Origin of the sequence: Halomonas sp. McD50-4, assembly GCF_022348135.1 — a bacterium.
GTDB classification, from domain to species: Bacteria; Pseudomonadota; Gammaproteobacteria; order Pseudomonadales; family Halomonadaceae; genus Vreelandella; species Vreelandella piezotolerans.
Genome location: NZ_JAKRFG010000007.1, coordinates 126,788 through 150,826 on the forward strand (window position 1 = coordinate 126,788; position 24,039 = coordinate 150,826).

Sequence of the window (24,039 nt, forward strand, 5' to 3'; positions counted from 1 at the left end):
ATTGTCGACAATTCCCCATGACGTTACTTGCAACTACTTCCTCGACCTCCCATGACGGCTCTGCTGAACCGGTGTCGCCAGAGGTGCGTACGCTCGCGGAGCGCGTGTTTCATCAGTTACAGAGCGATATCGTACGTGGCGAATTGGCACCGGGCAGCAAAATTACCGAGCCTGGGCTCTCTAAAACTTACGGTATCTCACGTGGGCCGCTGCGAGAAGCCATGCGTCGTTTGGAGGCGCACCGCTTGATCGAGCGAGTGCCCCATGTGGGCGCACGGGTGGTCAAACTCTCCATGAAAGAGCTGCTGGAGCTTTTCGACGTGCGTGAAGCTCTGGAGAGCATGGCGGCTCGGTTGGCGGCGGAGCACATGTCGGCCGAGGAGATTCAAGGACTGCGCGACGTGTTGGCGCTCCATGAAAGACAGGGTGACCTGAAGCGTGGTGAAGCTTACTACCAGCGTGAAGGCGACCTGGATTTCCACTATCGCATCGTTCAGGGCAGTCACAACAAAATGCTCATGAACTTGCTGTGCGACGACCTTTATTACCTCGTGCGTCTTTATCGCACGCAGTTTAGCGCCAGCGGCACACGGCCTCAGCGGGCATTCGTCGAGCACCATCGTATCGTCGACGCCATTGAGGCGGGCGATGCCGAGCTGGCCGAACTGCTAATGCGCCGTCATGTCAGCGCCTCCCGCGCCAATGTCGCCGACCGCTACGCCGCGATTCTTGAGCAATCGCCTGCGGCAAGCGTACCGGCGTCTACAAAGAACGAACAACAAGCCACAACAACGTCTGATTAGGAGCTTACGCCCATGCCGTCATCATCACCCTCGTCAACCCCTGGAGCACGCTTTCGTGCCGCGCTGAATGCCAACCAGCCGCTACCCATTCTAGGTACCATCAACGCCTATACGGCCATGATGGCCGAACGAGTGGGGCATCACGCTATTTATCTGTCCGGTGGCGGCGTGGCGAACGCCTCGTTTGGTTTGCCAGATTTGGGCATGACGACCATGAACGATGTGGTGGAAGACGCTCACCGGATTTGCGGCGCGACGGACTTACCACTGCTAGTGGATATCGATACCGGCTGGGGCGGTGCGTTCAACATTGCCCGCACGGTCAAAGAGATGCAGCGTGCGGGCGTGGCCGCCGTTCACCTGGAAGATCAGGTAGCGCAAAAACGCTGTGGCCATCGCCCCAACAAAGCCATCGTGTCGCAGCAAGAGATGGTCGACCGCATCAAAGCCGCTGCGGATGCCAAGTTGGACTCTGATTTTTATCTCATTGCTCGCACCGACGCATTCCAAAAAGAGGGCCTGGACGCCGCCATCGAGCGGGCAAATGCCTGCGTAGAAGCAGGTGCAGACGCTATTTTTGCCGAGGCAGTGCATACGCTGGACGACTACAAGGCATTCTGCCAGCGAGTGAACGCCCCCATTCTGGCCAACATTACCGAATTCGGCGCGACGCCGCTGTTTAGTCAGCAGGAGCTGGGCGATGTGGGCTGCCGCATGGTGCTCTACCCGCTCTCGGCTTTCCGCGCCATGAACGCCGCTGCCTTGAAGGTGTACCAGAGCATCATGACGCATGGCCATCAGCGTGAGGTCATCGACACCATGCAAACCCGCGATGAGCTGTATGACTTTTTGAATTATCACGATTTCGAGCAGAAGCTCGACGCGCTGTTTGCCGAGCAAAAAGACGCCTAAACGTTACCCCTATTGACCAACAATTCTTATAAATACGTACGTCAGGAGACAACACATGAGCGATAAACCGTTAGCAGGTGCAGGGTTACGAGGACAAAGTGCGGGGACGACGGCCCTGTGTACGGTGGGTAAAACCGGATCAGGCCTAACCTACCGCGGCTTCGATATCAAAGAACTGGCAGAAAAAGCCAAGTTCGAGGAGGTCGCTTACCTGTTGTTGAAAGGCAAGCTGCCCAACCAAGCCGAACTCGATCACTACATTGCCAAACTGAAAGGCCTTCGTAGTCTCCCCGATGCGCTGAAAACCGTGCTGGAGCAGATTCCCAAAGACGCCCACCCGATGGATGTGATGCGCACGGGTGCCTCCATGCTGGGCAACCTGGAAACCGAGGAGAGCTTCGACGAGCAGCAGGATGTCGCGGATCGCCTGTTGGCCGTACTGCCCTCGATCATTTGCTACTGGTACCGCTTCAGTCATGATGGCGTGCGTATCGACACCGACACCGATGATGCCTCGGTAGGCGGCCATTTTCTGCATATGCTACGCGGCGAGCCCGCCTCCGAACTGCATGCCCGGGTGATGAACGTCTCGCTGATTCTGTATGCCGAGCACGAGTTCAACGCCTCTACCTTCACTGCCCGAGTGTGCGCGTCGACGCTGTCCGACATGCATTCCTGCGTGACCGGTGCGATCGGTTCGCTGCGCGGCCCGTTGCACGGCGGAGCCAACGAAGCGGCCATGGCGATGATCGAGCAATGGACGTCTCCCGAAGAAGCCGAGCGGGAAATGCTGGGTATGTTGGAGCGTAAAGAGAAGATCATGGGCTTTGGCCATGCGATCTATCGGGAGTCGGATCCGCGTAATGCCATCATCAAAGAGTGGTCGAAGAAGCTGGCCGACGACGTTGGCGACAGCGTGCTCTATCCGGTCTCCGTCCGCTGTGAAGAGGTGATGTGGCGGGAGAAGAAGCTGTTCTGTAACGCGGATTTCTTCCATGCCAGCGCCTACCACTTCATGGATATTCCCACCAAGCTGTTCACGCCCATTTTCGTTATGTCGCGGGTGACCGGCTGGGCTGCGCACGTATTCGAGCAGCGCGCCAATAACCGCATTATTCGCCCCAGCGCAGACTATATCGGCCCTGAGAAGAGCGAATGGGTACCCATCGAAGCGCGTGATTGATCGGTCGCGTGGTGACTAAGTGAGAGGCGTTATGAACACGAATTATCGCAAGCCGCTATCGGGCGTTCTGGTAGAGGGCGAGCCGGTAGAGTTCTTCGATGCACGTCAGGCGGTCGAGGACATACAGCCCGGCGCCTATGCCACGCTGCCCTATACCTCACGGGTATTGGCCGAACAGTTGGTGCGTCGCTGCGACCCTGAGCTGCTTAGCGATGCGCTAAAACAGCTCATCGAGCGCAAGCAGGAGCTGGACTTTCCCTGGTATCCGGCGCGGGTGGTGTGCCACGACATTCTCGGCCAGACGGCGCTGGTGGATCTGGCGGGGCTGCGTGACGCCATTGCCGAAAAAGGTGGCGACCCCGCCAAAGTGAATCCCGTGGTGCCTACCCAGCTCATCGTCGATCACTCCTTGGCGGTGGAGCACGCGGGGTTCGAGAAGGATGCCTTCGAGAAAAACCGTCAAGTGGAAGATCGTCGCAACGATGATCGCTTCCATTTCATCAACTGGACCAAGCTGGCGTTCGAGAACGTCGACGTGATTCCTCCCGGCAACGGCATCATGCACCAGATCAATCTGGAGAAGATGTCGCCAGTGGTGCAGTGCCGCCCAGATGAACAAGGGTTGCGTATTGCTTATCCCGATACCTGCGTGGGCACCGATAGCCATACGCCCATGGTCGACGCGTTAGGCGTGATCTCCGTGGGTGTGGGTGGCTTGGAAGCCGAAAGCGTCATGCTGGGGCGCGCCTCTATGATGCGCCTGCCGGACATCGTCGGTGTCGAACTCACCGGTAAGCTACAGCCGGGCGTCACCGGCACCGACATGGTGCTGGCGATTACCGAGTTTCTGCGTAAAGAGCGGGTCGTGGGCGCTTATCTGGAGTTTTATGGCGAAGGGGCCGATGCGCTGACCGTTGGCGACCGTGCCACCATCTCCAATATGACACCGGAGTATGGTGCCACGGCGGCGATGTTCTACATCGATGATCAAACCATCGAGTACCTCAAGCTCACCGGGCGCGAAGACGAACAAGTGGCGCTGGTCGAAGCGTACGCCAAGCAGACCGGCCTATGGGCCGATAGTTTGACGACGGCCGAGTACGAGCGGGTACTCCGCTTCGATCTCTCCCGCGTGGCACGCACGTTGGCGGGCCCCTCGAACCCCCACGCCCATTTGCCGACCTCGGAGCTCGCCAAGCGCGGCATTGCCATCGATTTGGATAAAGCCCGAGCCGATGAACAGGCCGGGAAAATGCCGGATGGCGCCGTCATCATTGCCGCCATCACCAGCTGCACCAACACTTCCAATCCGCGCAATATGGTCGCGGCAGGGTTGATTGCCCGCAATGCCAACCGATTGGGGCTGACGCGCAAGCCGTGGGTGAAATCGTCCCTGGCGCCCGGCTCGAAAACCGTCAAGATGTACCTGGAAGAGGCGCACTTGATGGACGAGCTGGAAAACCTCGGCTTTGGCGTCGTGGCCTATGCCTGTACGACGTGTAACGGCATGTCGGGGGCGCTGGAGCCCAGCATTCAGCAGGAGATCATCGACCGCGACCTGTACGCCACGGCGGTGCTGTCCGGTAACCGTAACTTCGATGGACGTATCCACCCCTACGCCAAACAGGCGTTCTTGGCCTCGCCGCCGCTGGTGGTGGCGTATGCCATTGCGGGCACGATCCGCTTCGATATCGAAAAAGACGTGTTGGGGTACGATCCTCAGGGGAATCCGGTCACGCTCAAAGACATCTGGCCCGACGATAGCGAAATCGACGCCATCGTAAAGTCGGCGGTGAAGCCCGAGCAATTCCGCCAAACCTATATCCCGATGTTCGACCTGGACAAGAGCGCGCGTACCAAGGTAAGCGCGCTGTACGAATGGCGGCCCCAAAGCACTTACATCCGCCGCCCGCCCTATTGGGAAGGCAACATGGCAAAAGAGCGTGGACTAAAGGGCATGCGTCCGCTAGCGATTTTGCCGGACAACATCACCACCGATCACCTGTCTCCCTCCAATGCCATCATGCTAGATAGTGCGGCGGGGGAGTATCTGCACAAGATGGGCCTGCCGGAGGAGGACTTCAACTCCTACGCCACCCACCGTGGCGACCACCTGACCGCCCAGCGGGCCACCCTGGCGAATCCAAAACTGTTCAACGAAATGGTCCACGATGAGCAGGGTAAGGTGCTGCAGGGGTCGCTGGCGCGGATCGAGCCGGAAGGCAAGGTGACTCGCATGTGGGAAGCCATCGAAACCTATATGGCACGTAAGCAGCCGCTCATCATCATTGCCGGGGCGGATTACGGGCAGGGCTCATCCCGTGACTGGGCGGCAAAAGGCGTTGCCCTTGCGGGGGTAGAGGCCATCGTCGCCGAGGGCTTTGAGCGTATTCACCGCACGAACTTGATCGGTATGGGTGTTATGCCGCTGCAGTTCGAGGAAGGGACCACGCGGAAAACCCTAGAGTTGGACGGCACGGAAGTCTTCGATGTGGAAGGCACGCCCGAACCGCGCGCCATGCTCACCCTAGTCATTCACCGCACGAGTGGCAGCACCGAGCGCGTGCCAGTGGTTTGCCGATTGGATACGGCCGAAGAAGTGACCATCTATTCTGCCGGTGGCGTGCTGCAGCGTTTTGCTCAGGACTTTTTGGAATCCTCCGTTGCCTAGTCGTCTCAGCGCGATGGTAAGGGGGTGATGAATAGCGAATAGCCTGGCTGTAGCCAGGCTATTGTTTAAGAGGTGCGTCATGGCTCATCAAGCACAAATGCGTATTCCCGCCACCTATATGCGGGGCGGCACCAGTAAAGGGGTGTTTTTCACTTTGAGTGACCTGCCCACCGCCGCTCAGGTGCCGGGTGAAGCGCGCGATAAGCTGCTACTGCGCGTGATTGGTAGCCCCGATCCTTATGAAAAACAGATTGATGGCATGGGAGGAGCTACGTCCAGCACCAGCAAAACGGTGATTCTCTCGAAGAGTGACTCGCCCGATCACGATGTGGATTACCTATTCGGCCAAGTCTCGATCGATAAACCCTTCGTGGACTGGAGCGGTAACTGCGGAAATCTATCCGCGGCGGTAGGGCCTTACGCTATCGCCAACGGCTTGGTCGATCCCGCCAAGGTGCCTCGAAACGGCATCGCGGAAGTGCGTATTTGGCAGGTCAATATTCAGAAAACCATCGTTGCCCAAGTACCCATGGCGGAGGGTGAGGTGCAAGAGACCGGTGATTTCGAGCTGGATGGCGTCACTTTTCCTGCCGCAGAAATTCCCGTCGCGTTTATGGACCCGGCGGACGGAGAGGGAGCGATTTTCCCCACCGGCAGCGTGGTCGATGACCTAGAGGTGCCGGGCGTTGGTGTCCTGAAGGCGACGCTGATTAACGCGGGGATCCCGACCGTGTTCGTCAATGCCGAGGCGTTGGGTTACACCGGATGCGAACTGCAAGACGCGATCAACGGGGACGCCAAGGCGCTGGCGATGTTTGAGACGATTCGTGCCCACGCGGCGGTTAGAATGGGGCTCATTCAGCGTGTGGAGGAGGCGGCTAGCCGCCAACACACCCCGAAAGTCGCCTTTGTCGCGCCGGCCGCGAGCTATACCGCGTCAAGCGGTAAAGCCGTTCGTGTGGAGGATGTCGACCTGGTCGTGCGAGCCCTATCGATGGGTAAACTGCACCATGCCATGATGGGCACAGCGGCGGTGGCGATTGGCGCAGCCGCGGCCATTCAAGGCACGTTAGTGAACCTGGCCGCAGGAGGCATCGAGCGCGAGGCGGTCACGTTTGGGCATCCGTCAGGTACCCTTCGAGTGGGAGCAAAAGCCAGCTTGGTTGATGGCCGTTGGCAAATCGATCAAGCGTTGATGAGCCGCAGTGCCAGGGTATTGATGGAGGGTGAGGTCCGTATCCCCAGCGATACGTTCTGATCGGTAGAGGTAGTCTGCCGCCGCTGGCTATTGTCAAGCGGCGGCAGAGCACGGTGATGGCTCACGTTACTCTTCGAACGTGACCTGATCGCGCATACGGTCTACCGTGGCAGGGCCAATGCCGCTCACCCGAGTGAGGTCATCGGCATCCGTAAAGGCGCCGTTGGTTTCGCGCTCTTCGATGATGGCGGCGGCGCGGCTTGGGCCGATGCCTGGTAATTCAGCTAACAGTTCTTCATCGGCGCTGTTGACGTTGATGGGAGCCACGGTTTGGGCAAATGCTGCACTGGAAAGTCCTAGGCTCAGACTGATGAGAAGTGCAACGACAAAGCGTTTGACGGCTGTGTGCATGGTTCATGTCCCTTATTTGGTGCTTAGGTGCCAGCCACGTGCTCAACGTGATGGCGAGTAGTCGCGGTCACCTTCATGGTCGCCGCCTTAATGAACTTAAACTTTTCAAAACGTAAGTGCTGTAAGCGATCAACGATAACTTTTGTAAGTCTTTCGCTACAGGGTAATGGCGAATCGCTTACACAGCTTATATGGCGAGGCTGGTACACTAGGCGCTTGCCCCTGCGTCCAAGACGTGATTTTTCAACAGCGTTCACGAACACGGAGTAAGCGCGTGTCCACCGATTCCCCACTGATTATTGCCCTCGACTATCCCTCGCTCGATGCGGCGCTCTGCATGGCCGACCAGCTCGACCCGGCTCGCTGTCGTGTCAAAGTCGGTAAAGAACTCTTTACGCGCAGTGGCCCTGCGGTGCTGGAAGCGCTTCACGGTCGTGGCTTCCAGGTATTTCTGGATCTTAAATTCCATGATATTCCCAACACGGTGGCCAGTGCCGTTCAGGCGGCAGCGGAACAGGGGGTTTGGATGGTGAACGTACACGCATCGGGCGGGCGCAAAATGATGGAAACAGCCGCCAAACGGTTATCCGATCATCGGCTCGCGACTCACTTGATCGCCGTCACAGTGTTAACCAGTATGGGCAAAGAGGATTTGGCGGAGGTGGGCTTAACGGCAAGCCCTGCTGAGCATGTCATGCACTTGGCGGCTTTGACGCAGCAAAGTGGTTTGAACGGCGTCGTATGTTCGGCCCAGGAGGCGGCCCAGATTCGTGCGAAGTGTGGCGAGGCGTTTTTGAAAGTCACCCCGGGCATACGGCCAAGCTTTGCTGCAGCGAACGATCAACAGCGCATCATGACACCCGCTGATGCGATGCGCGCGGGCAGTACGCATTTGGTGATTGGTCGTCCGGTGACCCAGGCCGAGGATCCCATGGCAGCGTTGGCAGCCATCGAGGCCGAGCTTTCGGGCGTGTGATCACTCGCCCTCTACGCCGGTAATCGGTTTGATCGTTCCCCAGCGGCGACAGCTTGGGCACTGCCATGCCAAACTGTCGCTGCTAAAGCCGCAGCGGCGACAGCGTTGGCGGGGCCTCCCGCCCATCAGGGCCTTGGTGTGATGTTTGAGCAGCAGCAAGCGTGTATCGGGCGTCTCTTTACCCATGAGGCGCTCGCTCTCCAAGTAAAGGTCTACCAGATAATCCAGTCCCCCCAAGCTAGGGGCTTCTGCTAGCCATTCGCCGGTGCGCTCGATAGCGCTGTCGACGCCATCTCGTTGATGTACCAGTGCGCCTAGTGCCACGATGACGCTAGTGTAGGGGGCTTCGCCTAATAGTTGGTAGAGGTGGGTTTCCAATCCAGCTAGGTCGTCGTGGCGTGCATAGGCGCGTTGCAAGGCTGGTAACATGGTCGGGATGTGAGCGATATCCTGTTGGGGAATATGGCTGAGACGTTCGATGGCTTTGGCGTATTGGCCATTATCCATGTCCAGATCGGCAAGCATCAGCGTCGCACGTACACAACGCTCGTCTAGCTGTAGCGCTTTTTTGAGATGTTTACGTGCCAAAGCACGGCTAGATTGGTCGATCTCTTGCTGAGCAAGCTCGCATAGCCAGTGAGAGGCAGGTCGGCGCATGGCGGGCTGCTGTTTCATGAGCGGTTGTACGATTTCTAAGGCATCCTGCCACTCTTTTTCACGCTCGAGCAGGTCGATCAATAGTCGTTTAGCTTCCAGGCGCAGGTCCTCTTGGCTGGAGTGCTCCAGCAGTGCACGCAGCAAACGCTGCGCTCTATCATGCACGCCCAGGGCGATGAAATCCCGTGCGAGTTCGAGCTGAACGATTTCATTGGTCGTGGTAGAGAGGGCGGGGCGGGCGAGCAGGTTTTGGTGGATGCCGACGGCTTTGTCCGCTTCACCCCGCGAGCGAAACAGCTTCCCCAAGGCAATGTGTGTCTCAACGGTTTCGCTGTTGACATCTAGTGCATGGATGAACGTTTTGATGGCTTCGTCAGGCTGCTCGTTCAATAAGTAGTTCAGCCCGACGAAGTATTCTCTGGAGAGGCCCGGAGCGCGGGAGGGTCGCTGGGCGCGGCGGTGGGCGTAGCGAAAACCCAGGCCAAAGCCAATGGCTATGGCTGCCAAGAGAACGCCTAGCAGCACCGCATCCTGCATTTAGGCAAGTTCCTTAAACCCCTGCGTACGTAAACGGTCTAGCTCTTTACGCTGCTGTTTGTTGTGGCGCTCGCTACGGGCGAGCTGCGCTTTTAGGCGGACGTACACACCGAGCATGGCCAGCATGCCGACGATGACGCCAACCGCCAACGTGGCCAGCAACCACACCGATAGCGAGACCGGAGGTAGTTCGGCCCAGATCAGGTTCAAGGGGATGGCCTGCTGATTATTGACGGCGAACAAAATGCCGACCAGCAGCACTACCAATAAAATGACGGCCAGAATCAGCCCTTTGATCCAACGCATGAGAGTTTCCTAGTCAGTGACATTCATGGTGCTATTGTGTCTGAGTCTCGGCACGGCGTCATCCCGCAGAAGGTCGGATACCGCTACTTTCGCGGTCAGTAGCCGAGCGCACGACTGGCGTCGACTTGCTCGCGCAACTCCTTGCCCGGTTTGAAATGCGGGACGTACTTGCCATCCAGGTCCACCGGGTCACCGGTTTTAGGATTGCGCCCTGTGCGCGGCTCGCGATAGTGAAGCGAGAAACTGCCAAAACCACGTATCTCCACTCGCCCTCCGTTGGCAAGCGCATCGGTCATATCGTCCAAGATAATACGCACCGCCGTCTCGACTTCTTTGGCGGATAGCTCCGGTTGACGCATCGCAATTTGTTCGATTAATTCAGATTTGGTCATCGGTTGGCTCCCTGCGAACTTTAAAGGCCGTGACGCACATGCGACCTCGATAACATCGAAATCAGCATACTGCGCATAAACGCATAAAACAATTCAGATAAAACAAGGTACTAGGTAAGTACAAAGCTGATTAACAGCATAGGCGATGCTCGGCGCTGGCGCGACCCTGCAGCTTCGGTATACTGGCCTTTCATTTCACTGACTCGGAGAAGCGACCGTTGAGCGACGACACTTCCCCTGCTGCCGTTCTACGAAAGCGGCTTTATTGGCACTCCCGGCGCGGTATGTGGGAGCTGGATCTGCTATTGATTCCCTTTTTGGAGCAGCGATTCGACGCGCTAAGCGAACAGGAACAGCGCACTTACCAGCGCTTGATCGAAGAAGAGGATCAAGATCTGTTCGTGTGGTTGATGCATCGAGAATGGCCCGAAGACCCTGAGCTTCGCCATCTCGTCCAGATGATCGTCGAGCATGCTGAAACCACCGATAACGCTGCCTATCGTACGCTCTAAATTAGCCGTTGGTGTTCAAGTTGCTTTGGTGCTGGGCTTGGCGCTACTCACCGCTCGGGCGTTAAGCGTCTGGGTATCGTCAGGTATGCTCGTGATCAGCGTGTGGCTGATTGTTAGGGCTTATCGTACACAACGGTGTGGTGAGCTTCATTTGGTGCAAAACGGCAGTCAGTGGGAAGGTTACTGGCTGCAGAGCACGGGTGAGCCGGGCGTGAGATTAGGTGTAAGCTGTGACTACCTTGGGCCTTGGCTGGTCGGTCTGCGTATCGGTGCCCTGCGAATGTGGGTGTGGCCCGACTCATTGCCGAATGCCAGTCAGCGCGCATTGCGTCGCTGCTTTCATCGGCCGGGCCGCTGATCCTTTAGACCAGGTCATCTAGCTTTATCCACGATGGCTGAGTATCCAGTGCGGAGCGCGGCCAATCCTTCGAGTAGTGCAACCCCCGTGATTCGTGGCGCTTTGCGGCGGCCATCACTGTCATTTTGGCCAATGCCAGGGCCTGCTGGAAGCGAATGCTCTCTGGATGTGCCTTGGCGGATTCGTTCGACTCCCATTCATCGCTCAGAGCGGCTAACGCTCTGCGGGCAGCTTCTAGGCCTTGATCGCTCCGAACGATGGAAACATGTTGGCTCATGATGCTACGCATCGTGTGGCGATACCGGTCGAGCTGCTTAGCGTCAAAAGGGGCGTCTGGGGTTAAGGGAGGGGGGGGGACGGTTTCTTGCGTGACCGTCTCGCGCGCGTGCTTAGGGGACGCAAGGATGTGCTGCGCACAGCTTCTAGCATACACCAAGCACTCCAGGAGCGAGTTGCTGGCCATACGGTTGGCTCCGTGCAGGCCGGTGTAGGCGGTTTCTCCGATCGCGTAGAGGTTGGCGACCTGTGTGGCGCCCACGTGATCCGTTGCGACACCGCCGCAGCTATAGTGGGCGGCGGGAACAACGGGGATCGGCTGGCGCGTAATGTCGATTCCCCGTGAGGCGCAATGCGTCAAAATCGTGGGGAAATGATGGCGTATGGCTGCCTGCCCGAGGTGACGAATGTCTAGCCAAACGTGCCCCAGTGTGCCTTGCTGAAGGTGCGCATCGATGGCGCGCGCCACCACGTCTCGTGGGGCAAGTTCGGCGCGCGGGTCCAGGTCGGGCATGAAACGGTGGCCCGTCTCGTCGAGCAAATGTCCCCCTTCACCTCGTACTGCTTCGCTAATGAGGAAAGCCGGGCCGTGCGGGTCGTAAAGGCAGGTGGGGTGAAACTGCTGAAACTCGAGGTTGCAGAGCGAGGCGCCCAGCTCGGCTGCCATTATCATCCCTTCGCCGCTGCTGGGCGAAGGGGTAGTGGTGTGGCGATAGAGCCCACTGGCTCCGCCGGTCGCCAGTACCGTGTGTTGGGCGAAAAGCAATTGTCGCCGCTGGCTACTGTCGACGCCCTGGGCGCCAATGCAACGGCCCTTGGCATCTTGCAACAGGTTGACGATGGTGAGATCGCTGCGTTGGATAATGCGTGGGTGCGCGGTGACGCTGCTGACCAGGGTATCGACGACGGCGCGGCCTGTTGCATCGTCGGCGTGAATGATGCGCCGCGCATTGTGCCCGCCTTCTCGGGTGAGGTGGTAGGGGTAGCGAGCCTGAGGGTCGGGGTCGAGGGTGAAAGGCACGCCCCTGTCGATGAGCCACTGAATGGCCTCAGGTCCGTGAGATACGGTAAAGCGAACGGCTTCTTCGTCGCACAGACCGTCGCCTGCAATCAGCGTGTCCCGTACATGATCATCCAGGCAATCATCTGGGGAAAGCACCGCTGCGATGCCGCCTTGAGCCCAGCGACTGGCCCCTTGATCATCCTGTTTAGGACGAACCAGGGTAACGGACAAATGATCAGCAACTTCCAATGCCAAGGTTAGACCAGCGACACCGCCGCCAATAATCAATATGTCAGATGTTGGCGTGCTCATTTGGCCCGTTTCCTCTCTTTGCGACAATAGTCAGGAGGGCATGATAGCGTGACGTTTCGGACTAGGCGATGCGTTTGGTAAAAAAACAGGGAGTTGGAGGGGAGGGGCAAATACAAAAAAGCCGCGTAGATAGCCTCTATCTCGCAGCGTTACTTTCAATCTAAATTAATGGTTTATCAATGGTGCCCGGAGCCGGACTTGAACCGGCACGGAGTTACCTCCGAGAGATTTTAAGTCTCTTGCGTCTACCAATTTCGCCATCCGGGCAGTGTATCGATGCTATGAAAGCCATCGTTACACTGAAAATGGAGGCTGGAGTCGGAATCGAACCGGCGTACACGGAGTTGCAGTCCGCTGCATAACCACTCTGCCATCCAGCCAAGCAAGTCGTTTCATTGGGGTCAACCAAATTGGAGCGGGAAAGGAGATTCGAACTCCCGACCCTCGCCTTGGCAAGGCGATGCTCTACCACTGAGCTATTCCCGCTCGACTCGAGGGCGAATTATACGCATCACCACGCGCTTGTCAAACAATCAATTTACCAATGGGTTCAAAGAGCTATTGTAAAACTGAGGCAATGCCCTTTACATGGAGCGGCTAAGGTGAGGCCAAGCAGCTTTGAGGTATTGGACCATGGAGAGCAGTGTCAGGGCGGCGGCGATGTAAAGCACCACCACGCCTAAAAGGGCAATAAAATGTCCTGGGGGGAAGGCCAGAAGTACCAGAATGGCCATCATTTGCAGCGTGGTTTTGAGTTTGCCAATCCAGGACACAGCGACCATGCCGCGTTTGCCCATCTCTGCCATCCACTCTCGAAGCGCCGAAATGACGATTTCACGCCCAATGATGACCAAGGCTGGGAGCGTCAAGACCAGCGTGTCAAAGCGTTCGATCAGCAGGGCGAGTGCCACGGCGACCATGAGCTTATCTGCAACAGGGTCTAGGAAAGCGCCAAAGGGAGTGGATTGATTCCAGCGACGGGCGAGGTAGCCGTCTAACCAATCCGTCACGGAAGCAAGGGCAAACAAGCCCGCAGCGACTGGCATGCTCCAGCTAAAGGGTAGATAGAACAGTACGACCAGTAGCGGAATGAAAACGATTCTTGCCAGTGTGAGTATGTTGGGTATATTCATCGCAGGGCGCGATCCTTGCCGGAGAATCATGAAAGTCGGAGTGAAGCGTGGGGTCATTCTATCCCCCTTAGCGCATTGCATCCATGTTAAGAACGCGTTTATCCGTTCAATGACGTATAAATCGTCTCAGCCAGCGCGGCGTTGATGCCAGGCACTCTGGCCAGCTCATCGCGGCTTGCCTTTTGTACGCCCTGTAGCCCCCCGAAGAAGCGCAATAGTTCGCGCCGCCGTTTTGGCCCAATGCCGGGGATGTCTTGCAGAGTAGAGGTGCGCCGCGCTTTGTCTCTGGCGGCGCGGTGCCCGGCAATGGCAAAGCGGTGCGACTCGTCGCGAATGTGCTGTATCAGGTGCAGCGCTGGGGAAGCAGGGTCCATCGGTAACGGGTTATCGCTGGTCTCTAAGAATAGCGTTTCTAGACCCGCTTTACGGGTAGTGCCCTTGGCGACGCCCAGCAGCACGATGTTGGTAACGGCTAAGTCGTTCAATACGCCACGCGCCATATTGAGCTGCCCTTTGCCGCCATCCACAATCAAGATGTCTGGAGCCACCGCTTCACCGCTTTTTACTCGCTTCAGCCGCCGAGTGAGCGCTTGCTGCATGGCAGCGTAATCATCCCCGGCGGCAACGCCTTCGATGCGAAAATGGCGATAGTCGCTCTTACGCGGGCCTTGATGATCAAAAACGACGCATGACGCTACCGTCGCCTCGCCTTGGCTATGACTGATGTCAAAGCACTCCAGCCGTTCTGGCAGGCTGTCAAGGCCGAGCGCTCTTTGTAGGGCCTCGAAACGCTGGGTCAGTTGAGACTTGTTGGCAAGCTGCGAGGCGAGCTGCTGCTCGGCGTTGGTCATGGCCAAGTGCTGCCACTGGGCGCGATGTCCGCGTACCTGGCTGGTGACCCTGATTTTTTTGCCTGCCAGTTGCGAGAGCGCATCGGCAATCAGCGCACTATCCTCTAGGGGGTGGCTCGTAATCACTTCCCCAGGAACATTATGGGGCTGTCCAAAGTAGTACTGGCTGACGACTTCGGTCAACAGCATCTCCGGCGGTAGGTCGAGATCGTTTTTTGGCGTGTGATGGCGCGCGCCTAGTAAGCGTCCATCTCTCACGCTTAGGATAGAGATGCCGAGTGCACCCGGTCGCTGGGCCAGCGCAAACACATCGGCATCGCCACTCTCGTTATCGACGAATTGGCGCTGCTGAAGCTGACGCAGCTGCTGAATTTGATCGCGCAGACGAGCGGCTTCTTCGAAGTCGAGCGCCTGGCTGGCGATTTCCATCTCTTGAGTCAATAGCTGCGTGACGTGCTCACTCTTGCCTTCCAAGCACATGACGGCGTGCTCCACATCTCGCCGGTACTCTTCCTCGGAAATATAGTCCACGCATGGGGCGCTGCAGCGCTGGATTTGATACTGCAAGCAAGGACGAGAACGGTGGGCAAAGACGCTGTCTTCGCAGTTGCGGATGCGGAATATTTTCTGCATCAGCGTGAGGCTCTCCTTGACCGCGCCGCTGCTGGGGTAAGGGCCTAGGTAGCGGCCGTCATCGCGACGCTGGCGTGCACGCTTGTACTCCAGAGCCGGGTAGGGGTGGCGATCAGTGACGAAGACGAAAGGATACGACTTATCGTCGCGCAGCAGAATGTTATAGGGCGGGCGAAGTTCCTTGATCAGCGTTTGTTCGAGTAACAGGGCCTCGGTTTCACTGCGGGTCACAGTGATTTGAATGTCGGCAATGCGCGCCACCATCGCCTGAGTTTTCGCATTGAGTTGGCCACGGAAATAACTTGCCAGCCGAGCTTTCAGGCGTTTTGCTTTCCCTACATAGAGCGTATTCTGCTCCTCGTCGAGCATGCGGTAAACGCCCGGCGACGAGCTGACGGAGCTTAGAAACTGCTTGGCATCAAAAGTCATGGCTGGGCATCGGCGCTCTCAAACGTCAGAAGAGGCGATGGTAGGTCTATCCCAGGATCGCGTCAAAGCCCTCGACGAGCCCGTGGCGTAAGGCAAGGTGAGTGAGTTCGACGTCCGTGGCGACTTGCAGCTTGTCAAACAGGCGGTAACGGTACGTGTTGACGGTCTTTGGGCTCAGGTGCAGGCGATCGGAAATGTCTTGTACACGCTGGCAGTTGACGATCATCAGCGCTATTTGTAGTTCACGGTGGGAGAGGTGGCTAAAGGGGTTATCCTCGTCAGTGAAGTGCGCCAAGGCAAGCCGCTGGGCAATCTCTTGGCTGACATAACGGCGTCCGTGGAAGACCTGCCGAATGGCTTCGGTCATTTCAACGGCGTCTGCCCCTTTGCTAAGAAAGCCTGATGCGCCGGCCTCGAGCATCCGTCGCAGCACGCTATCCTCCAAATGCGCGGTAAGAATAATCACTTTGACATCGGCCAAGGTGCGGTGGATACGGCGTGTGGCTTCGAGCCCGCCGATTCCCGGCATGCGGATATCCATGAGTACGATATCAGGCTTTAACTGGCGACACTGAGTCACGGCGCTTTCGCCATCGTCAACCTCACCCACGATCTTGATATCGCACTCTTCGTTGAGCAGGTGGGCGATACTGGTTCTCACCAGGTGGTGATCATCGGCAATTAAAACGTTGATCAAGGGTCTGGCTCCTGCAGGTAGTCATCGTTGGCTCGGGCGATACGCGTGCTGCGAAACTATAGAGTGCCACAGCTCTTGGCAAAGGAGAATTAGTTGATGCTTGTTTACTTTAAACCTTGACCTTGCACTGCTTGTCGCTTAGTATTCGCTCCGCTGCAGGTTGCTGCAGTGATTGGGGCCTTAGCTCAGCTGGGAGAGCGCAACACTGGCAGTGTTGAGGTCAGCGGTTCGATCCCGCTAGGCTCCACCAAATTCTAAACGCCGCGTTATTTATAACGCGGCGTTTTCGTATGCCTGCTCTCGAGCTTTGCTCCTCTGCTTTCCACCCGAGTGTGGGTGGAAAGCACCAGAGCTTAGGCTTCGAGGAGCTTGGGTTACGAAGAACTTAGCCTTCGATTTGCCCGAGCAGCAGGAATTCGATCAGTGCCTTCTGGGCGTGCAGACGGTTGCCTGCCTCTTGCCAAACCACGGCGCGCGGGTCGTCCAGCAGTGTATGGCTAATCTCTTCGCCGCGGTGAGCTGGTAGACAGTGCAGGAAGAGGGCGTCGGGCTTGGCGGTATCGAGCATGGCTTCGGTGACTTGAAAGTCGGCGAAATCTGCCTCGCGCTTTGCTTGCTCTGCTTCCTGGCCCATCGATGCCCACACGTCGGTGGTGATCAAGTCAGCGTCTTTGGCCGCTTCTTTGGGGTCGTGGAGTAGCGTGACGCAGTTGCCAGCCGCTTCCATGATGTCAGCGCGAGGCTCGTATCCTCTCGGACAACATACCCTCAAATGGAAGCCGAACTGGCGAGCGGCATTGATCCAGGAGTGACACATATTGTTGCCATCGCCCACCCATACGGCGGTACGGCCTTTCACGCTGCCGCGAAGCTCGGTCCAGGTCATGACGTCTGCCAGCAGTTGGCAGGGGTGATAGTCGTCGCTGAGCGCATTGATCACCGGCACGCTGCTGGCACTGGCGTAGGTTTCCAATCCTTCGTGGGAGAAGGTGCGAATCATCACGGCGTCGACCATTTCAGAGAGCACGCGAGCGGTATCTTCGATGGGCTCGCCGCGGCCCAGCTGGGTATCGCGGGGAGAGAGGAAGAGCGCGTGGCCACCAAACTGCGCCATACCCGTCTCGAAAGAGACACGAGTACGCGTGGAGGATTTTTCGAAAATCATTGCCAGCGTGCGGTTGGGCAGCGGTGTATAAACCGGACCGTTGGCTTTCAAATCCGTTTTGATCTTGATGGCACGCTGGATCAAATACGCCAGCTCGTCTGGGGATAAATCCAGTAAAGTAAGGAAATGGCGTGTCGCCATGATGACTGCTCTCCACACAAAAACACCATCCTAGCGATGCGGCAGGGGATGCGCAACGCGAGCAGCATGCGTAGAATGGCGGCCACGCGTTAAGACCGAGTCGTTTGCTCGGGTATTGGCGGCAGCCGCGCCTACCTTACTCTGCCGGTCATGGGGTTAAAGCCAGTGAGCGGATCGCGTAGACTGGCGCGGAACACAACACTCGTTAGGAGCACATCATGAGCACGACTGCCGAAAACATTCAGCGTCAAATCAGCGAAAACCCGATTCTGATCTACATGAAAGGCACACCTCAGTTGCCCCAGTGTGGTTTCTCCGCGCAGACCGTTCAGGCGCTGATGAGCTGCGGTGAGCGCTTTGCCTTCGTCAACGTTCTGGACAATCCGGATATCCGTGCAGAACTTCCCAAAATTGCCAACTGGCCGACATTTCCGCAACTGTGGGTAGAGGGCGAACTGGTTGGCGGTTGCGATATCGTGGTCGAAATGCATCAAAACGGCGAGCTGGAAAAACTCGTCAAAGAAGCCGCCCAGCGCGCTGCAGCCGCCGAAGGTGGTGAAAACGCTTGAGCGTGATGCCACAAGCCGTTTGAAGACCGCCCGGCGGTTGGCGGGCTGCGGTGCAGCCGCTAGAATGGTGCGCAATCACTAAGCGCTTACTCTTAGCAAACGCGGTTCACGATGGGCCGCGTCGCACCGATTGTCAGCCCGCCAAAGGAAGTGTTGCTCAATGAGCTATCAGGTTCTGGCCCGCAAGTGGCGGCCACGTACATTCCACGAGCTCGTGGGCCAGGCCCATGTTCAACGCGCCCTGGTCAATGCTCTTGACCAGGGCCGTTTGCATCATGCCTACCTCTTTACCGGCACGCGAGGCGTCGGCAAAACCACCCTGGCGCGCATCTTGGCAAAGTGCCTCAACTGCACGGCGAATGGGCGCGGCGACGAAGGCATTACCTCGACCCCCTGTGGTCAGTGTGATAGCTGCCAAGCCATCGACGAGGGGCGCTTCGTCGACCTGATCGAAGTCGATGCTGCCTCGCGTACCAAAGTGGAAGACACCCGCGAGCTGCTCGATAATGTCCAGTACGCGCCTACACAAGGGCGCTATAAAGTGTATCTCATCGATGAGGTGCACATGCTGTCCACCAGCAGTTTCAACGCGCTGCTGAAAACGCTGGAAGAACCCCCGCCCCACGTCAAGTTTCTGCTGGCGACGACCGACCCGCAGAAACTCCCGGCCACCGTTTTATCACGTTGTCTGCAGTTTACGCTCAAGCACATGCCGCCTGAGCGTGTCGTCGAGCATTTGACCTACGTGCTGGGGCAAGAGGGCGTCGATTACGACGAGAGCGCGCTGTGGCTGCTGGGCAAAGCCGCCGAAGGCTCCATGCGTGACGCTATGAGTCTGACCGATCAAGCGATTGCGTTCGGCCAAGGCGCCGTTCGGCACGCCGATGTGGCGGCCATGCTGGGTACGCTGGATCATCGCCATGTGCTCGCGCTCGTCGATGCCTTGGCAGATGTGGACGTGCAGAAGCTGTTGGCGGAAGTGGCGCAGTTGGCCGAACAGGGGCCGGATTTTGCCGCCGTGCTAGACGAGCTGACGGCCACTCTTCATCGCTTGGCCGTGGCGCAGATGGTGCCCGATGCTGTGGATAACAGTCACGGTGATCGTGCGCAGATCCAGCAGTTGGCCAGCCGTTTTACCGCCGAAGACATTCAGCTCTACTACCAGATTGGTATTCAGGGACGTGGCGACATGGTGCATGCCCCGGATTTGCGCAGCGCCTTGGAAATGACCTTGTTGCGTATGCTGGCCTTCCGCCCCCAGGGCGTGCCGAAACCGCCGGTAACGCCGTTACCGCTACGCCGCGAGCCCGCCTCCGATACGAGCGCACCCGCCGAGGCATCAACCGAGACCGCTACTTCTGTCGACGGATCTAGCACAAAAAAGCCTGAGCCTGCATCCGTAGTCGCCGGGGACTCGCCCCAAGCGCCTGCTGAGGTGCAGGCCTCAGCGGCTCATGAGGATGATGCGGGCTCGGCCTTGTCTTTGCCGACTGGCGCCGAACGAGACGAGTCGGAGCCCCCGCCCTGGTCGCTTGAAGAAGTGGAACATACGGCTACGCTCGCGCCAGAGCCAGAGCCAGAGCCAGAGCCAGAGCCAGAGCCAGAGCCAGAGCCAGAGCCACATGACGCCTCTTTGGTTGCTGCTACGTCTGAAGTCACACCCGAACCCGTGACCGAGCTTGGTCGTTGGGACCATAAGACGTGGTTAGCCCATTTTGACGCGTTGGGCTTGGGAGGCTTGACGCGCAATTTGGCGGCACATTGCCAGTTGGAGAGCGATGATGGGCAGACCGTGATACTGCGGCTCGACCCCAGTCAGTCGGCCATGCAAGCCGATGTGCACAATGGACGAATCGAGCGTGCGCTCAAGGCGTTGGGGTTGACAAGAAAGCTTCAGTTCAGCGTCGCCGAGCTAGACACGGCGCTGGAAACGCCTCGCCAGCAAGAAGAACGCCTGCTGCAGGAGCGCCACGCACAGGCAGTTGATCTATTGCATCACGACCCCAATATCCAGAAGCTACAGCAGGCGTTTGGGGCTACGCTCATTGAGTCGTCCGTCAAACCGACGCCAGCGGCACGCTCTTAATGGCTACCGGCTATCTTTATCCGTTTCAATAATTGAGGAGAACACCGCATGTTCAAAGGCGGAATGGGCAACATCATGAAGCAAGCCCAAGAAATGCAGGAAAAAATGCAGCGTGTACAGGAAGAAGTCGCTCAGGCGGAGGTACATGGTGAGGCAGGCGCTGGGATGGTCAAAATCACCATGAACGGCCGTCACGATGTCATCGATGTGACGATTGACCCTAGCGTGCTGGAAGAAGACAAGGAGCTTCTGGAAGATTTACTGGCCGCCGCAGTGAACGATGCCGTTCGCAAAGTAGAAGCCAACTCTAAAGCGAAGATGGAAGAAGCAACGGCCGGCCTGAATTTACCGCCTGGCTTTAAGATGCCCTTCTAAACCATGCGTTTTTCTCCGCTTGTCGAGCAATTGATGGACGCCTTTCGCGTGCTGCCCGGCGTTGGGCCGAAAACGGCTCAACGTATGGCCATGCATCTCTTGGAGCGTGAGCGCCCGGGGGGTAAGCGTTTGGCCGCCGTGATCCAGCAAGCGATCGATGAGGTCGGTTATTGCCAGCGCTGTCGAACGCTGACTGAAGCCGAGATATGTGCGCTGTGTGAGAGTCCGCGCAGAGACGATGCGCTACTTTGTGTCGTCGAGTCCCCTGCTGATCAGCTAGCGATCGAAGAGGCCGGTGGCTTTCAAGGGCGCTATTTCGTGCTACATGGCCATCTCTCGCCGCTCGACGGTATTGGGCCAGATGCTATTGGGCTCGATGTGCTCGAGAGTATCGTGGCCGAGGGCAGCGTTCGTGAAGTGGTGTTGGCTACCAATCCCACGGTAGAAGGTGAAGCGACCGCCCACTTCATTGCGTCTCAGTTAGCACATTACGGCGTCGCTTTCTCGCGTCTTGCTTACGGGGTGCCCATGGGCGGTGAGCTGGAGTATGTCGATGGTGGCACACTGAGTCGCGCCTTTAACGGTCGCCAGCCTTTCGCTAGCGACGAATACTGACAAGAAACGCAAGCGCTGATGCGGTTGTGCCAACCCGGAAAACTGCTTTGTCCTCTTCAAGCTCTTCTTACTATCAATGGATTGAAAATGCCGAGGCATTGGATGCCGCCTGTGAAGCGGTAGCCGGTGCTAGTGTCATTGCCCTCGATACCGAGTTTTTCCGTGAGAACACCTTCTTCCCCGTCCCAGCGTTGATTCAGTTTGCAAGTGATGACGTCGCTTATTTGGTCGATCCGCTCTGTACACCCTGCACGACCTCGTTCAAAGCGCTGCTGCAAAACGATGCGGTGAAACTGCTGCATGCTTGCAGCGAAGATCTGGAGGTCTTCCAGCATTGGGCGGGCGTTCTCCCTACACCGCTGGTGGATACCCAAGTCGCGCAGGCCTTTTTGGGGGAAAACCCCGGCATGGGCTATCAAAAGCTGGTCGAGCACTGGGTAGGTGAGACGCTGCCAAAAGAAGAAACGCGCTCCAACTGGTTGGAGCGGCCGTTGACGCCGTCTCAGTGCGAATATGCGGCGCTGGACGTCATCTATCTACTCCAGGTATGGCAACTTCAATCTGAGAAACTGGACGGTCTAGGACGACGGGAGTGGCTAGACAGCGAGTGCACCCATTTGATTGAGCAGGCAGGGCGCAGCGAGGAGAACGATGGTCAGTGGTATACTCGCCAGCGTCAGTTGTGGCGGCTTTCACCACGCCAACTCGAGGCGTACCGGCTGATGACCATCTGGCGTGAGGGTGAAACGCGTCGCCGCGATCTGCCGCGTAACTGGCTGGTGAGCGATAAGCTGCTGTTTGCCATCGCCGAGAAGATGCCTAAAAACCGCTATGAGCTCGCCGAGATAGACGGCGTCAAACCGTCGCTGGTCAAAAAAGAGGGCGATGCCCTGTTGGCGCTCGTCAAACAGGCGCTTCACTGTCCCGATAACGCGTTGCCAACACCCTGGCCTGACCCGATGCAACCTGCTTTCAAACGCCGATTCAAAATCATCAAAGGCGTGGTGACGGAAACGGCGTCTGAGCTGAACATCGCGCCTGAAATGTTACTGCGCCGACGGGATATCGAGGCGCTGGTCATGCAGCGGCTCGCGCACCAGCCGCTGACGGAGCTTAGCGGCTGGCGGGCCCGCTGCCTTACCCAGGCGATTCACCAAGCGCTCGAGGAGTCATCTTTATGAGTGAAAAGTTACTTTGCGAGATCTTTAAAAGTTCGCGCAAAGACGAAATGTATCTTTATGTGGACAAGCGTCAAGGTCTGGAGAGTGTGCCTGACGCGCTGATGGCTACGTTTGGTAAGCCATTGCCCGTGCTGACCATGATCCTGACGGCGGACAAGACGCTTGCCCGAGTCAAAGCAGCCGACGTAATGACGGCCATCGATGAACAGGGGTTTTATTTGCAAATGCCGCCTGCCAAAGAGCCTTACTTACTCGACATTCATCGAGCACAGTCAGCTGACCGCTCGTGAACGAACGAAGGCAGCGTAGGGCATTATGAACTTTCTGGCCCACGCCTGGCTGGCACAGCCAGGCGACGATGGCTTTTTGTACGGCAATTTGATTGCCGATGGCGTAAAAGGCAGCGATCTCTCTGGGTGGTCGCCGAGTGTTGCAGGCGGTATTCGCCATCATCGCCGGGTGGATGCCTGGGTAGATCAGCACCCGAGTGTTTTGTTGGCCAAACGGCGTGCCCCGAAGACGCAGCGACGCTACGCGGGCATTGCGCTGGATATCGTCTGGGATCACTTCATTGCCCGCCAGCATGCAGGCACAGAGCAGCACGCCTTGGTCGAGCGCTGCTATCGTCTACTGAGTGCTTGGCCTGCACCCCAGCGGCTGTCGACGATGATGCCGGTCCTGGTCGAGCAAGACTGGCTCCGCCGCTATGCGGATTTCGACTTTACCTGCCGTGCGGTATCGGGCATTGGGCAGCGGCTGTCAGGCACTAACCGCTTGGCCGAGCTCGTTCCCTGGCTGCGTGAAGATTACGCTGCACTGGAATGCGATTTCAGTCGACTGTGGAGCGAGTGCCGCGCCGAGCTAACCAGCGATGGCGCTGAGAGTAGTCACTAATAGACGTAACGGTTTGCTGAGGTGATAAGAGATGAATACCGCGCTACGCGAGCGCTTCTGGGAACGCTATCCCCTGGAAGAGCTCACTCAGCCCGAGTGGGAAGCGCTGTGTCATGGTTGCGGCCAGTGCTGTTTGCTCAAGCTGCACGATGACGAGACGAAAGAGCTCGCCATTCTGAACGTAGCTTGTAGGCTGCTGGATACCCATAGCTGTCAGTGCAGTGATTATGAGAACCGCTTTGACAGCGTGCCGGATTGTACGCAGCTAACGCCTGAGCTGGTCAAAGAGTTTACTTGGTTGCCGCACACCTGTGGTTATCGGCGCGTAGCGGAAGGGCGAAAGCTGGCGGGTTGGCACCCATTGTTGAGTAACGATGCCGAGCGGGTGCACCGCAAAGGCGTGAGTGTGCGTGGGTTTGCCGTGTCGCAGGATGACGTGCCAGAGAAATATCTCGAAGAGCACATTATTGCCGTGATCCCGATGACATGATGTGATGCTCGTTGTGGTGTTTGCCTTCCTTGGCAATTCGGCCGCTAGCTGCCCTCTGGGTTAGCTGGCGGTTTTGCTTTTCGTGCTGTCCCAAATCGTTAGGAACGCTTCTTTCAGCGCCGAAGATTGAGGCCTGTTGGCACGCTGCTGAACGCTTTGCTTGGCTTTTTCTTGCGCCGCTGATGTGACCGGTGCGTCCCAGATGGTCAGAAACTTATCTTGATAATTCATGGTGTGCCTCGTCATGTTGGTTAGACGTTGGTATATGAAACT

26 protein-coding genes and 4 tRNA genes are annotated in these 24,039 nt (G+C 57.7%); 17 read left to right on the plus strand and 13 right to left on the minus strand.

What is annotated here, in order from left to right:
* Positions 1–17: 17 nt before the first annotated feature.
* The 5 genes from MHM85_RS10620 (at position 18) to prpF (ending at position 6,827) form a co-directional block, all read left to right on the plus strand.
* Positions 18–803: a GntR family transcriptional regulator gene (locus tag MHM85_RS10620; protein WP_139525598.1), complete on the plus strand. Its 786-nt coding sequence runs from the start codon at positions 18–20 to the stop codon at positions 801–803.
* Between the two features lie 12 nt (positions 804–815).
* The gene (gene prpB, locus MHM85_RS10625; protein ID WP_153842428.1) at positions 816–1,715 is read left to right on the plus strand and encodes a methylisocitrate lyase; all 900 of its coding nucleotides are present in this window, start codon (positions 816–818) and stop codon (positions 1,713–1,715) included.
* A 55-nt stretch (positions 1,716–1,770) separates the two neighbouring features.
* Positions 1,771–2,898 carry a 2-methylcitrate synthase gene (gene prpC / locus MHM85_RS10630; RefSeq protein ID WP_139525600.1) on the plus strand — a complete coding sequence of 376 codons (1,128 nt, stop codon included), beginning with the start codon at positions 1,771–1,773 and terminating at the stop codon, positions 2,896–2,898.
* A gap of 31 nt (positions 2,899–2,929) precedes the next feature.
* Positions 2,930–5,569, plus strand: coding sequence for a Fe/S-dependent 2-methylisocitrate dehydratase AcnD (gene acnD / locus MHM85_RS10635; protein WP_239285873.1), 2,640 nt, complete (start codon positions 2,930–2,932; stop codon positions 5,567–5,569).
* A gap of 79 nt (positions 5,570–5,648) precedes the next feature.
* Positions 5,649–6,827, plus strand: coding sequence for a 2-methylaconitate cis-trans isomerase PrpF (gene prpF / locus MHM85_RS10640; RefSeq protein ID WP_239285875.1), 1,179 nt, complete (start codon positions 5,649–5,651; stop codon positions 6,825–6,827).
* Between the two features lie 66 nt (positions 6,828–6,893).
* Here prpF and MHM85_RS10645 read toward each other — a convergent pair whose 3' ends face one another.
* Positions 6,894–7,178 (minus strand): ComEA family DNA-binding protein, encoded by a 285-nt coding sequence (locus MHM85_RS10645; RefSeq protein ID WP_239285877.1) that lies wholly within the window; start codon positions 7,176–7,178, stop codon positions 6,894–6,896.
* Between the two features lie 274 nt (positions 7,179–7,452).
* Here MHM85_RS10645 and pyrF point away from each other — a divergent pair, with 274 nt between their 5' ends.
* On the plus strand, positions 7,453–8,154 hold the full coding sequence (pyrF, locus tag MHM85_RS10650; protein WP_139525604.1) for an orotidine-5'-phosphate decarboxylase: 702 nt from the start codon (positions 7,453–7,455) through the stop codon (positions 8,152–8,154).
* Here the strand turns inward: pyrF and lapB are convergent, their stop codons facing one another.
* The 3 genes from lapB to MHM85_RS10665 form a co-directional block, all read right to left on the minus strand.
* Positions 8,155–9,348: a lipopolysaccharide assembly protein LapB gene (gene lapB, locus MHM85_RS10655; RefSeq protein WP_239285879.1), complete on the minus strand. Its 1,194-nt coding sequence runs from the start codon at positions 9,346–9,348 to the stop codon at positions 8,155–8,157.
* On the minus strand, positions 9,349–9,654 hold the full coding sequence (locus MHM85_RS10660) for a LapA family protein (RefSeq protein ID WP_139525606.1): 306 nt from the start codon (positions 9,652–9,654) through the stop codon (positions 9,349–9,351). It lies immediately after the preceding gene.
* 95 nt (positions 9,655–9,749) lie between these two features.
* The gene (locus MHM85_RS10665) at positions 9,750–10,046 is read right to left on the minus strand and encodes an integration host factor subunit beta (RefSeq protein WP_139525607.1); all 297 of its coding nucleotides are present in this window, start codon (positions 10,044–10,046) and stop codon (positions 9,750–9,752) included.
* 218 nt (positions 10,047–10,264) lie between these two features.
* Here MHM85_RS10665 and MHM85_RS10670 point away from each other — a divergent pair, with 218 nt between their 5' ends.
* Both MHM85_RS10670 and MHM85_RS10675 read left to right on the plus strand, forming a co-directional pair.
* Positions 10,265–10,558: a succinate dehydrogenase assembly factor 2 gene (locus MHM85_RS10670; RefSeq protein ID WP_139525608.1), complete on the plus strand. Its 294-nt coding sequence runs from the start codon at positions 10,265–10,267 to the stop codon at positions 10,556–10,558.
* Positions 10,518–10,916, plus strand: coding sequence for a hypothetical protein (locus tag MHM85_RS10675; protein ID WP_239285881.1), 399 nt, complete (start codon positions 10,518–10,520; stop codon positions 10,914–10,916). The genes MHM85_RS10670 and MHM85_RS10675 overlap by 41 nt, the downstream gene beginning before the upstream one ends.
* Positions 10,917–10,920: 4 nt before the next feature.
* On the opposite strand, the gene nadB is transcribed toward MHM85_RS10675, so the two are convergent.
* From nadB to uvrY, 7 genes are all read right to left on the minus strand, one after another.
* Positions 10,921–12,507, minus strand: a complete 1,587-nt coding sequence (nadB, locus tag MHM85_RS10680) for an L-aspartate oxidase (RefSeq protein WP_239285883.1) — start codon at positions 12,505–12,507, stop codon at positions 10,921–10,923.
* 180 nt (positions 12,508–12,687) lie between these two features.
* A tRNA-Leu gene (locus MHM85_RS10685) sits at positions 12,688–12,774 on the minus strand.
* Positions 12,775–12,813: 39 nt separating this feature from the next.
* Positions 12,814–12,887: transfer RNA gene (locus MHM85_RS10690), tRNA-Cys, on the minus strand.
* 31 nt (positions 12,888–12,918) lie between these two features.
* A tRNA-Gly gene (locus tag MHM85_RS10695) sits at positions 12,919–12,993 on the minus strand.
* A 98-nt stretch (positions 12,994–13,091) separates the two neighbouring features.
* Positions 13,092–13,640, minus strand: coding sequence for a CDP-diacylglycerol--glycerol-3-phosphate 3-phosphatidyltransferase (pgsA, locus tag MHM85_RS10700; protein ID WP_139525610.1), 549 nt, complete (start codon positions 13,638–13,640; stop codon positions 13,092–13,094).
* A 98-nt stretch (positions 13,641–13,738) separates the two neighbouring features.
* Positions 13,739–15,553 (minus strand): excinuclease ABC subunit UvrC, encoded by a 1,815-nt coding sequence (uvrC, locus tag MHM85_RS10705; RefSeq protein WP_239285885.1) that lies wholly within the window; start codon positions 15,551–15,553, stop codon positions 13,739–13,741.
* 46 nt (positions 15,554–15,599) lie between these two features.
* Complete coding sequence (gene uvrY / locus MHM85_RS10710) at positions 15,600–16,250, minus strand: UvrY/SirA/GacA family response regulator transcription factor (protein WP_139525612.1); 651 nt, start codon at positions 16,248–16,250, stop codon at positions 15,600–15,602.
* Positions 16,251–16,424: 174 nt separating this feature from the next.
* Between uvrY and MHM85_RS10715 the strand changes: the two genes are divergently transcribed.
* Positions 16,425–16,500, plus strand: a tRNA-Ala gene (locus MHM85_RS10715).
* Between the two features lie 135 nt (positions 16,501–16,635).
* On the opposite strand, the gene argF is transcribed toward MHM85_RS10715, so the two are convergent.
* Entirely contained in the window at positions 16,636–17,556 is a 921-nt protein-coding gene (gene argF, locus MHM85_RS10720) for an ornithine carbamoyltransferase (RefSeq protein ID WP_139525613.1), read from the minus strand.
* Positions 17,557–17,774: 218 nt separating this feature from the next.
* Between argF and grxD the strand changes: the two genes are divergently transcribed.
* The 8 genes from grxD (at position 17,775) to MHM85_RS10760 (ending at position 23,766) form a co-directional block, all read left to right on the plus strand.
* Positions 17,775–18,125, plus strand: coding sequence for a Grx4 family monothiol glutaredoxin (grxD, locus tag MHM85_RS10725; protein WP_139525614.1), 351 nt, complete (start codon positions 17,775–17,777; stop codon positions 18,123–18,125).
* A gap of 160 nt (positions 18,126–18,285) precedes the next feature.
* Positions 18,286–20,211 (plus strand): DNA polymerase III subunit gamma/tau, encoded by a 1,926-nt coding sequence (gene dnaX, locus MHM85_RS10730; protein WP_239377726.1) that lies wholly within the window; start codon positions 18,286–18,288, stop codon positions 20,209–20,211.
* A 48-nt stretch (positions 20,212–20,259) separates the two neighbouring features.
* A complete protein-coding gene (locus MHM85_RS10735) occupies positions 20,260–20,586 on the plus strand; it encodes a YbaB/EbfC family nucleoid-associated protein (protein ID WP_139525616.1) in 327 nt (108 codons plus the stop codon).
* A 3-nt stretch (positions 20,587–20,589) separates the two neighbouring features.
* Positions 20,590–21,201, plus strand: coding sequence for a recombination mediator RecR (gene recR, locus MHM85_RS10740; protein WP_139525617.1), 612 nt, complete (start codon positions 20,590–20,592; stop codon positions 21,199–21,201).
* Between the two features lie 47 nt (positions 21,202–21,248).
* Positions 21,249–22,382 (plus strand): ribonuclease D, encoded by a 1,134-nt coding sequence (gene rnd / locus MHM85_RS10745; protein WP_239285889.1) that lies wholly within the window; start codon positions 21,249–21,251, stop codon positions 22,380–22,382.
* On the plus strand, positions 22,379–22,672 hold the full coding sequence (locus MHM85_RS10750; protein WP_153842435.1) for a YcgL domain-containing protein: 294 nt from the start codon (positions 22,379–22,381) through the stop codon (positions 22,670–22,672). The genes rnd and MHM85_RS10750 overlap by 4 nt, the downstream gene beginning before the upstream one ends.
* A gap of 25 nt (positions 22,673–22,697) precedes the next feature.
* Positions 22,698–23,276, plus strand: coding sequence for an ACP phosphodiesterase (locus MHM85_RS10755; protein WP_239285891.1), 579 nt, complete (start codon positions 22,698–22,700; stop codon positions 23,274–23,276).
* Between the two features lie 31 nt (positions 23,277–23,307).
* Positions 23,308–23,766, plus strand: coding sequence for a YcgN family cysteine cluster protein (locus MHM85_RS10760; RefSeq protein ID WP_239285893.1), 459 nt, complete (start codon positions 23,308–23,310; stop codon positions 23,764–23,766).
* Between the two features lie 60 nt (positions 23,767–23,826).
* On the opposite strand, the gene MHM85_RS10765 is transcribed toward MHM85_RS10760, so the two are convergent.
* Positions 23,827–23,997: a hypothetical protein gene (locus MHM85_RS10765; RefSeq protein ID WP_168444442.1), complete on the minus strand. Its 171-nt coding sequence runs from the start codon at positions 23,995–23,997 to the stop codon at positions 23,827–23,829.
* Positions 23,998–24,039: the final 42 nt, after the last annotated feature.

Excerpts from the sequence above, each read along its gene's own strand:
- MHM85_RS10620 (WP_139525598.1), top strand. The coding sequence starts at position 18 with ATGACGTTACTTGCAACTACTTCCTCGACCTCCCATGACGGCTCTGCT.
- prpB (WP_153842428.1), top strand. The coding sequence starts at position 816 with ATGCCGTCATCATCACCCTCGTCAACCCCTGGAGCACGCTTTCGTGCC.
- prpC (WP_139525600.1), top strand. The coding sequence starts at position 1,771 with ATGAGCGATAAACCGTTAGCAGGTGCAGGGTTACGAGGACAAAGTGCG.
- acnD (WP_239285873.1), top strand. The coding sequence starts at position 2,930 with ATGAACACGAATTATCGCAAGCCGCTATCGGGCGTTCTGGTAGAGGGC.
- prpF (WP_239285875.1), top strand. The coding sequence starts at position 5,649 with ATGGCTCATCAAGCACAAATGCGTATTCCCGCCACCTATATGCGGGGC.
- MHM85_RS10645 (WP_239285877.1), bottom strand. The coding sequence starts at position 7,178 with ATGCACACAGCCGTCAAACGCTTTGTCGTTGCACTTCTCATCAGTCTG.
- lapB (WP_239285879.1), bottom strand. The coding sequence starts at position 9,348 with ATGCAGGATGCGGTGCTGCTAGGCGTTCTCTTGGCAGCCATAGCCATT.
- MHM85_RS10660 (WP_139525606.1), bottom strand. The coding sequence starts at position 9,654 with ATGCGTTGGATCAAAGGGCTGATTCTGGCCGTCATTTTATTGGTAGTG.
- MHM85_RS10665 (WP_139525607.1), bottom strand. The coding sequence starts at position 10,046 with ATGACCAAATCTGAATTAATCGAACAAATTGCGATGCGTCAACCGGAG.
- MHM85_RS10675 (WP_239285881.1), top strand. The coding sequence starts at position 10,518 with ATGCTGAAACCACCGATAACGCTGCCTATCGTACGCTCTAAATTAGCC.
- nadB (WP_239285883.1), bottom strand. The coding sequence starts at position 12,507 with ATGAGCACGCCAACATCTGACATATTGATTATTGGCGGCGGTGTCGCT.
- pgsA (WP_139525610.1), bottom strand. The coding sequence starts at position 13,640 with ATGAATATACCCAACATACTCACACTGGCAAGAATCGTTTTCATTCCG.
- uvrC (WP_239285885.1), bottom strand. The coding sequence starts at position 15,553 with ATGACTTTTGATGCCAAGCAGTTTCTAAGCTCCGTCAGCTCGTCGCCG.
- argF (WP_139525613.1), bottom strand. The coding sequence starts at position 17,556 with ATGGCGACACGCCATTTCCTTACTTTACTGGATTTATCCCCAGACGAG.
- grxD (WP_139525614.1), top strand. The coding sequence starts at position 17,775 with ATGAGCACGACTGCCGAAAACATTCAGCGTCAAATCAGCGAAAACCCG.
- dnaX (WP_239377726.1), top strand. The coding sequence starts at position 18,286 with ATGAGCTATCAGGTTCTGGCCCGCAAGTGGCGGCCACGTACATTCCAC.
- MHM85_RS10735 (WP_139525616.1), top strand. The coding sequence starts at position 20,260 with ATGTTCAAAGGCGGAATGGGCAACATCATGAAGCAAGCCCAAGAAATG.
- recR (WP_139525617.1), top strand. The coding sequence starts at position 20,590 with ATGCGTTTTTCTCCGCTTGTCGAGCAATTGATGGACGCCTTTCGCGTG.
- MHM85_RS10750 (WP_153842435.1), top strand. The coding sequence starts at position 22,379 with ATGAGTGAAAAGTTACTTTGCGAGATCTTTAAAAGTTCGCGCAAAGAC.
- MHM85_RS10755 (WP_239285891.1), top strand. The coding sequence starts at position 22,698 with ATGAACTTTCTGGCCCACGCCTGGCTGGCACAGCCAGGCGACGATGGC.
- MHM85_RS10760 (WP_239285893.1), top strand. The coding sequence starts at position 23,308 with ATGAATACCGCGCTACGCGAGCGCTTCTGGGAACGCTATCCCCTGGAA.
- MHM85_RS10765 (WP_168444442.1), bottom strand. The coding sequence starts at position 23,997 with ATGAATTATCAAGATAAGTTTCTGACCATCTGGGACGCACCGGTCACA.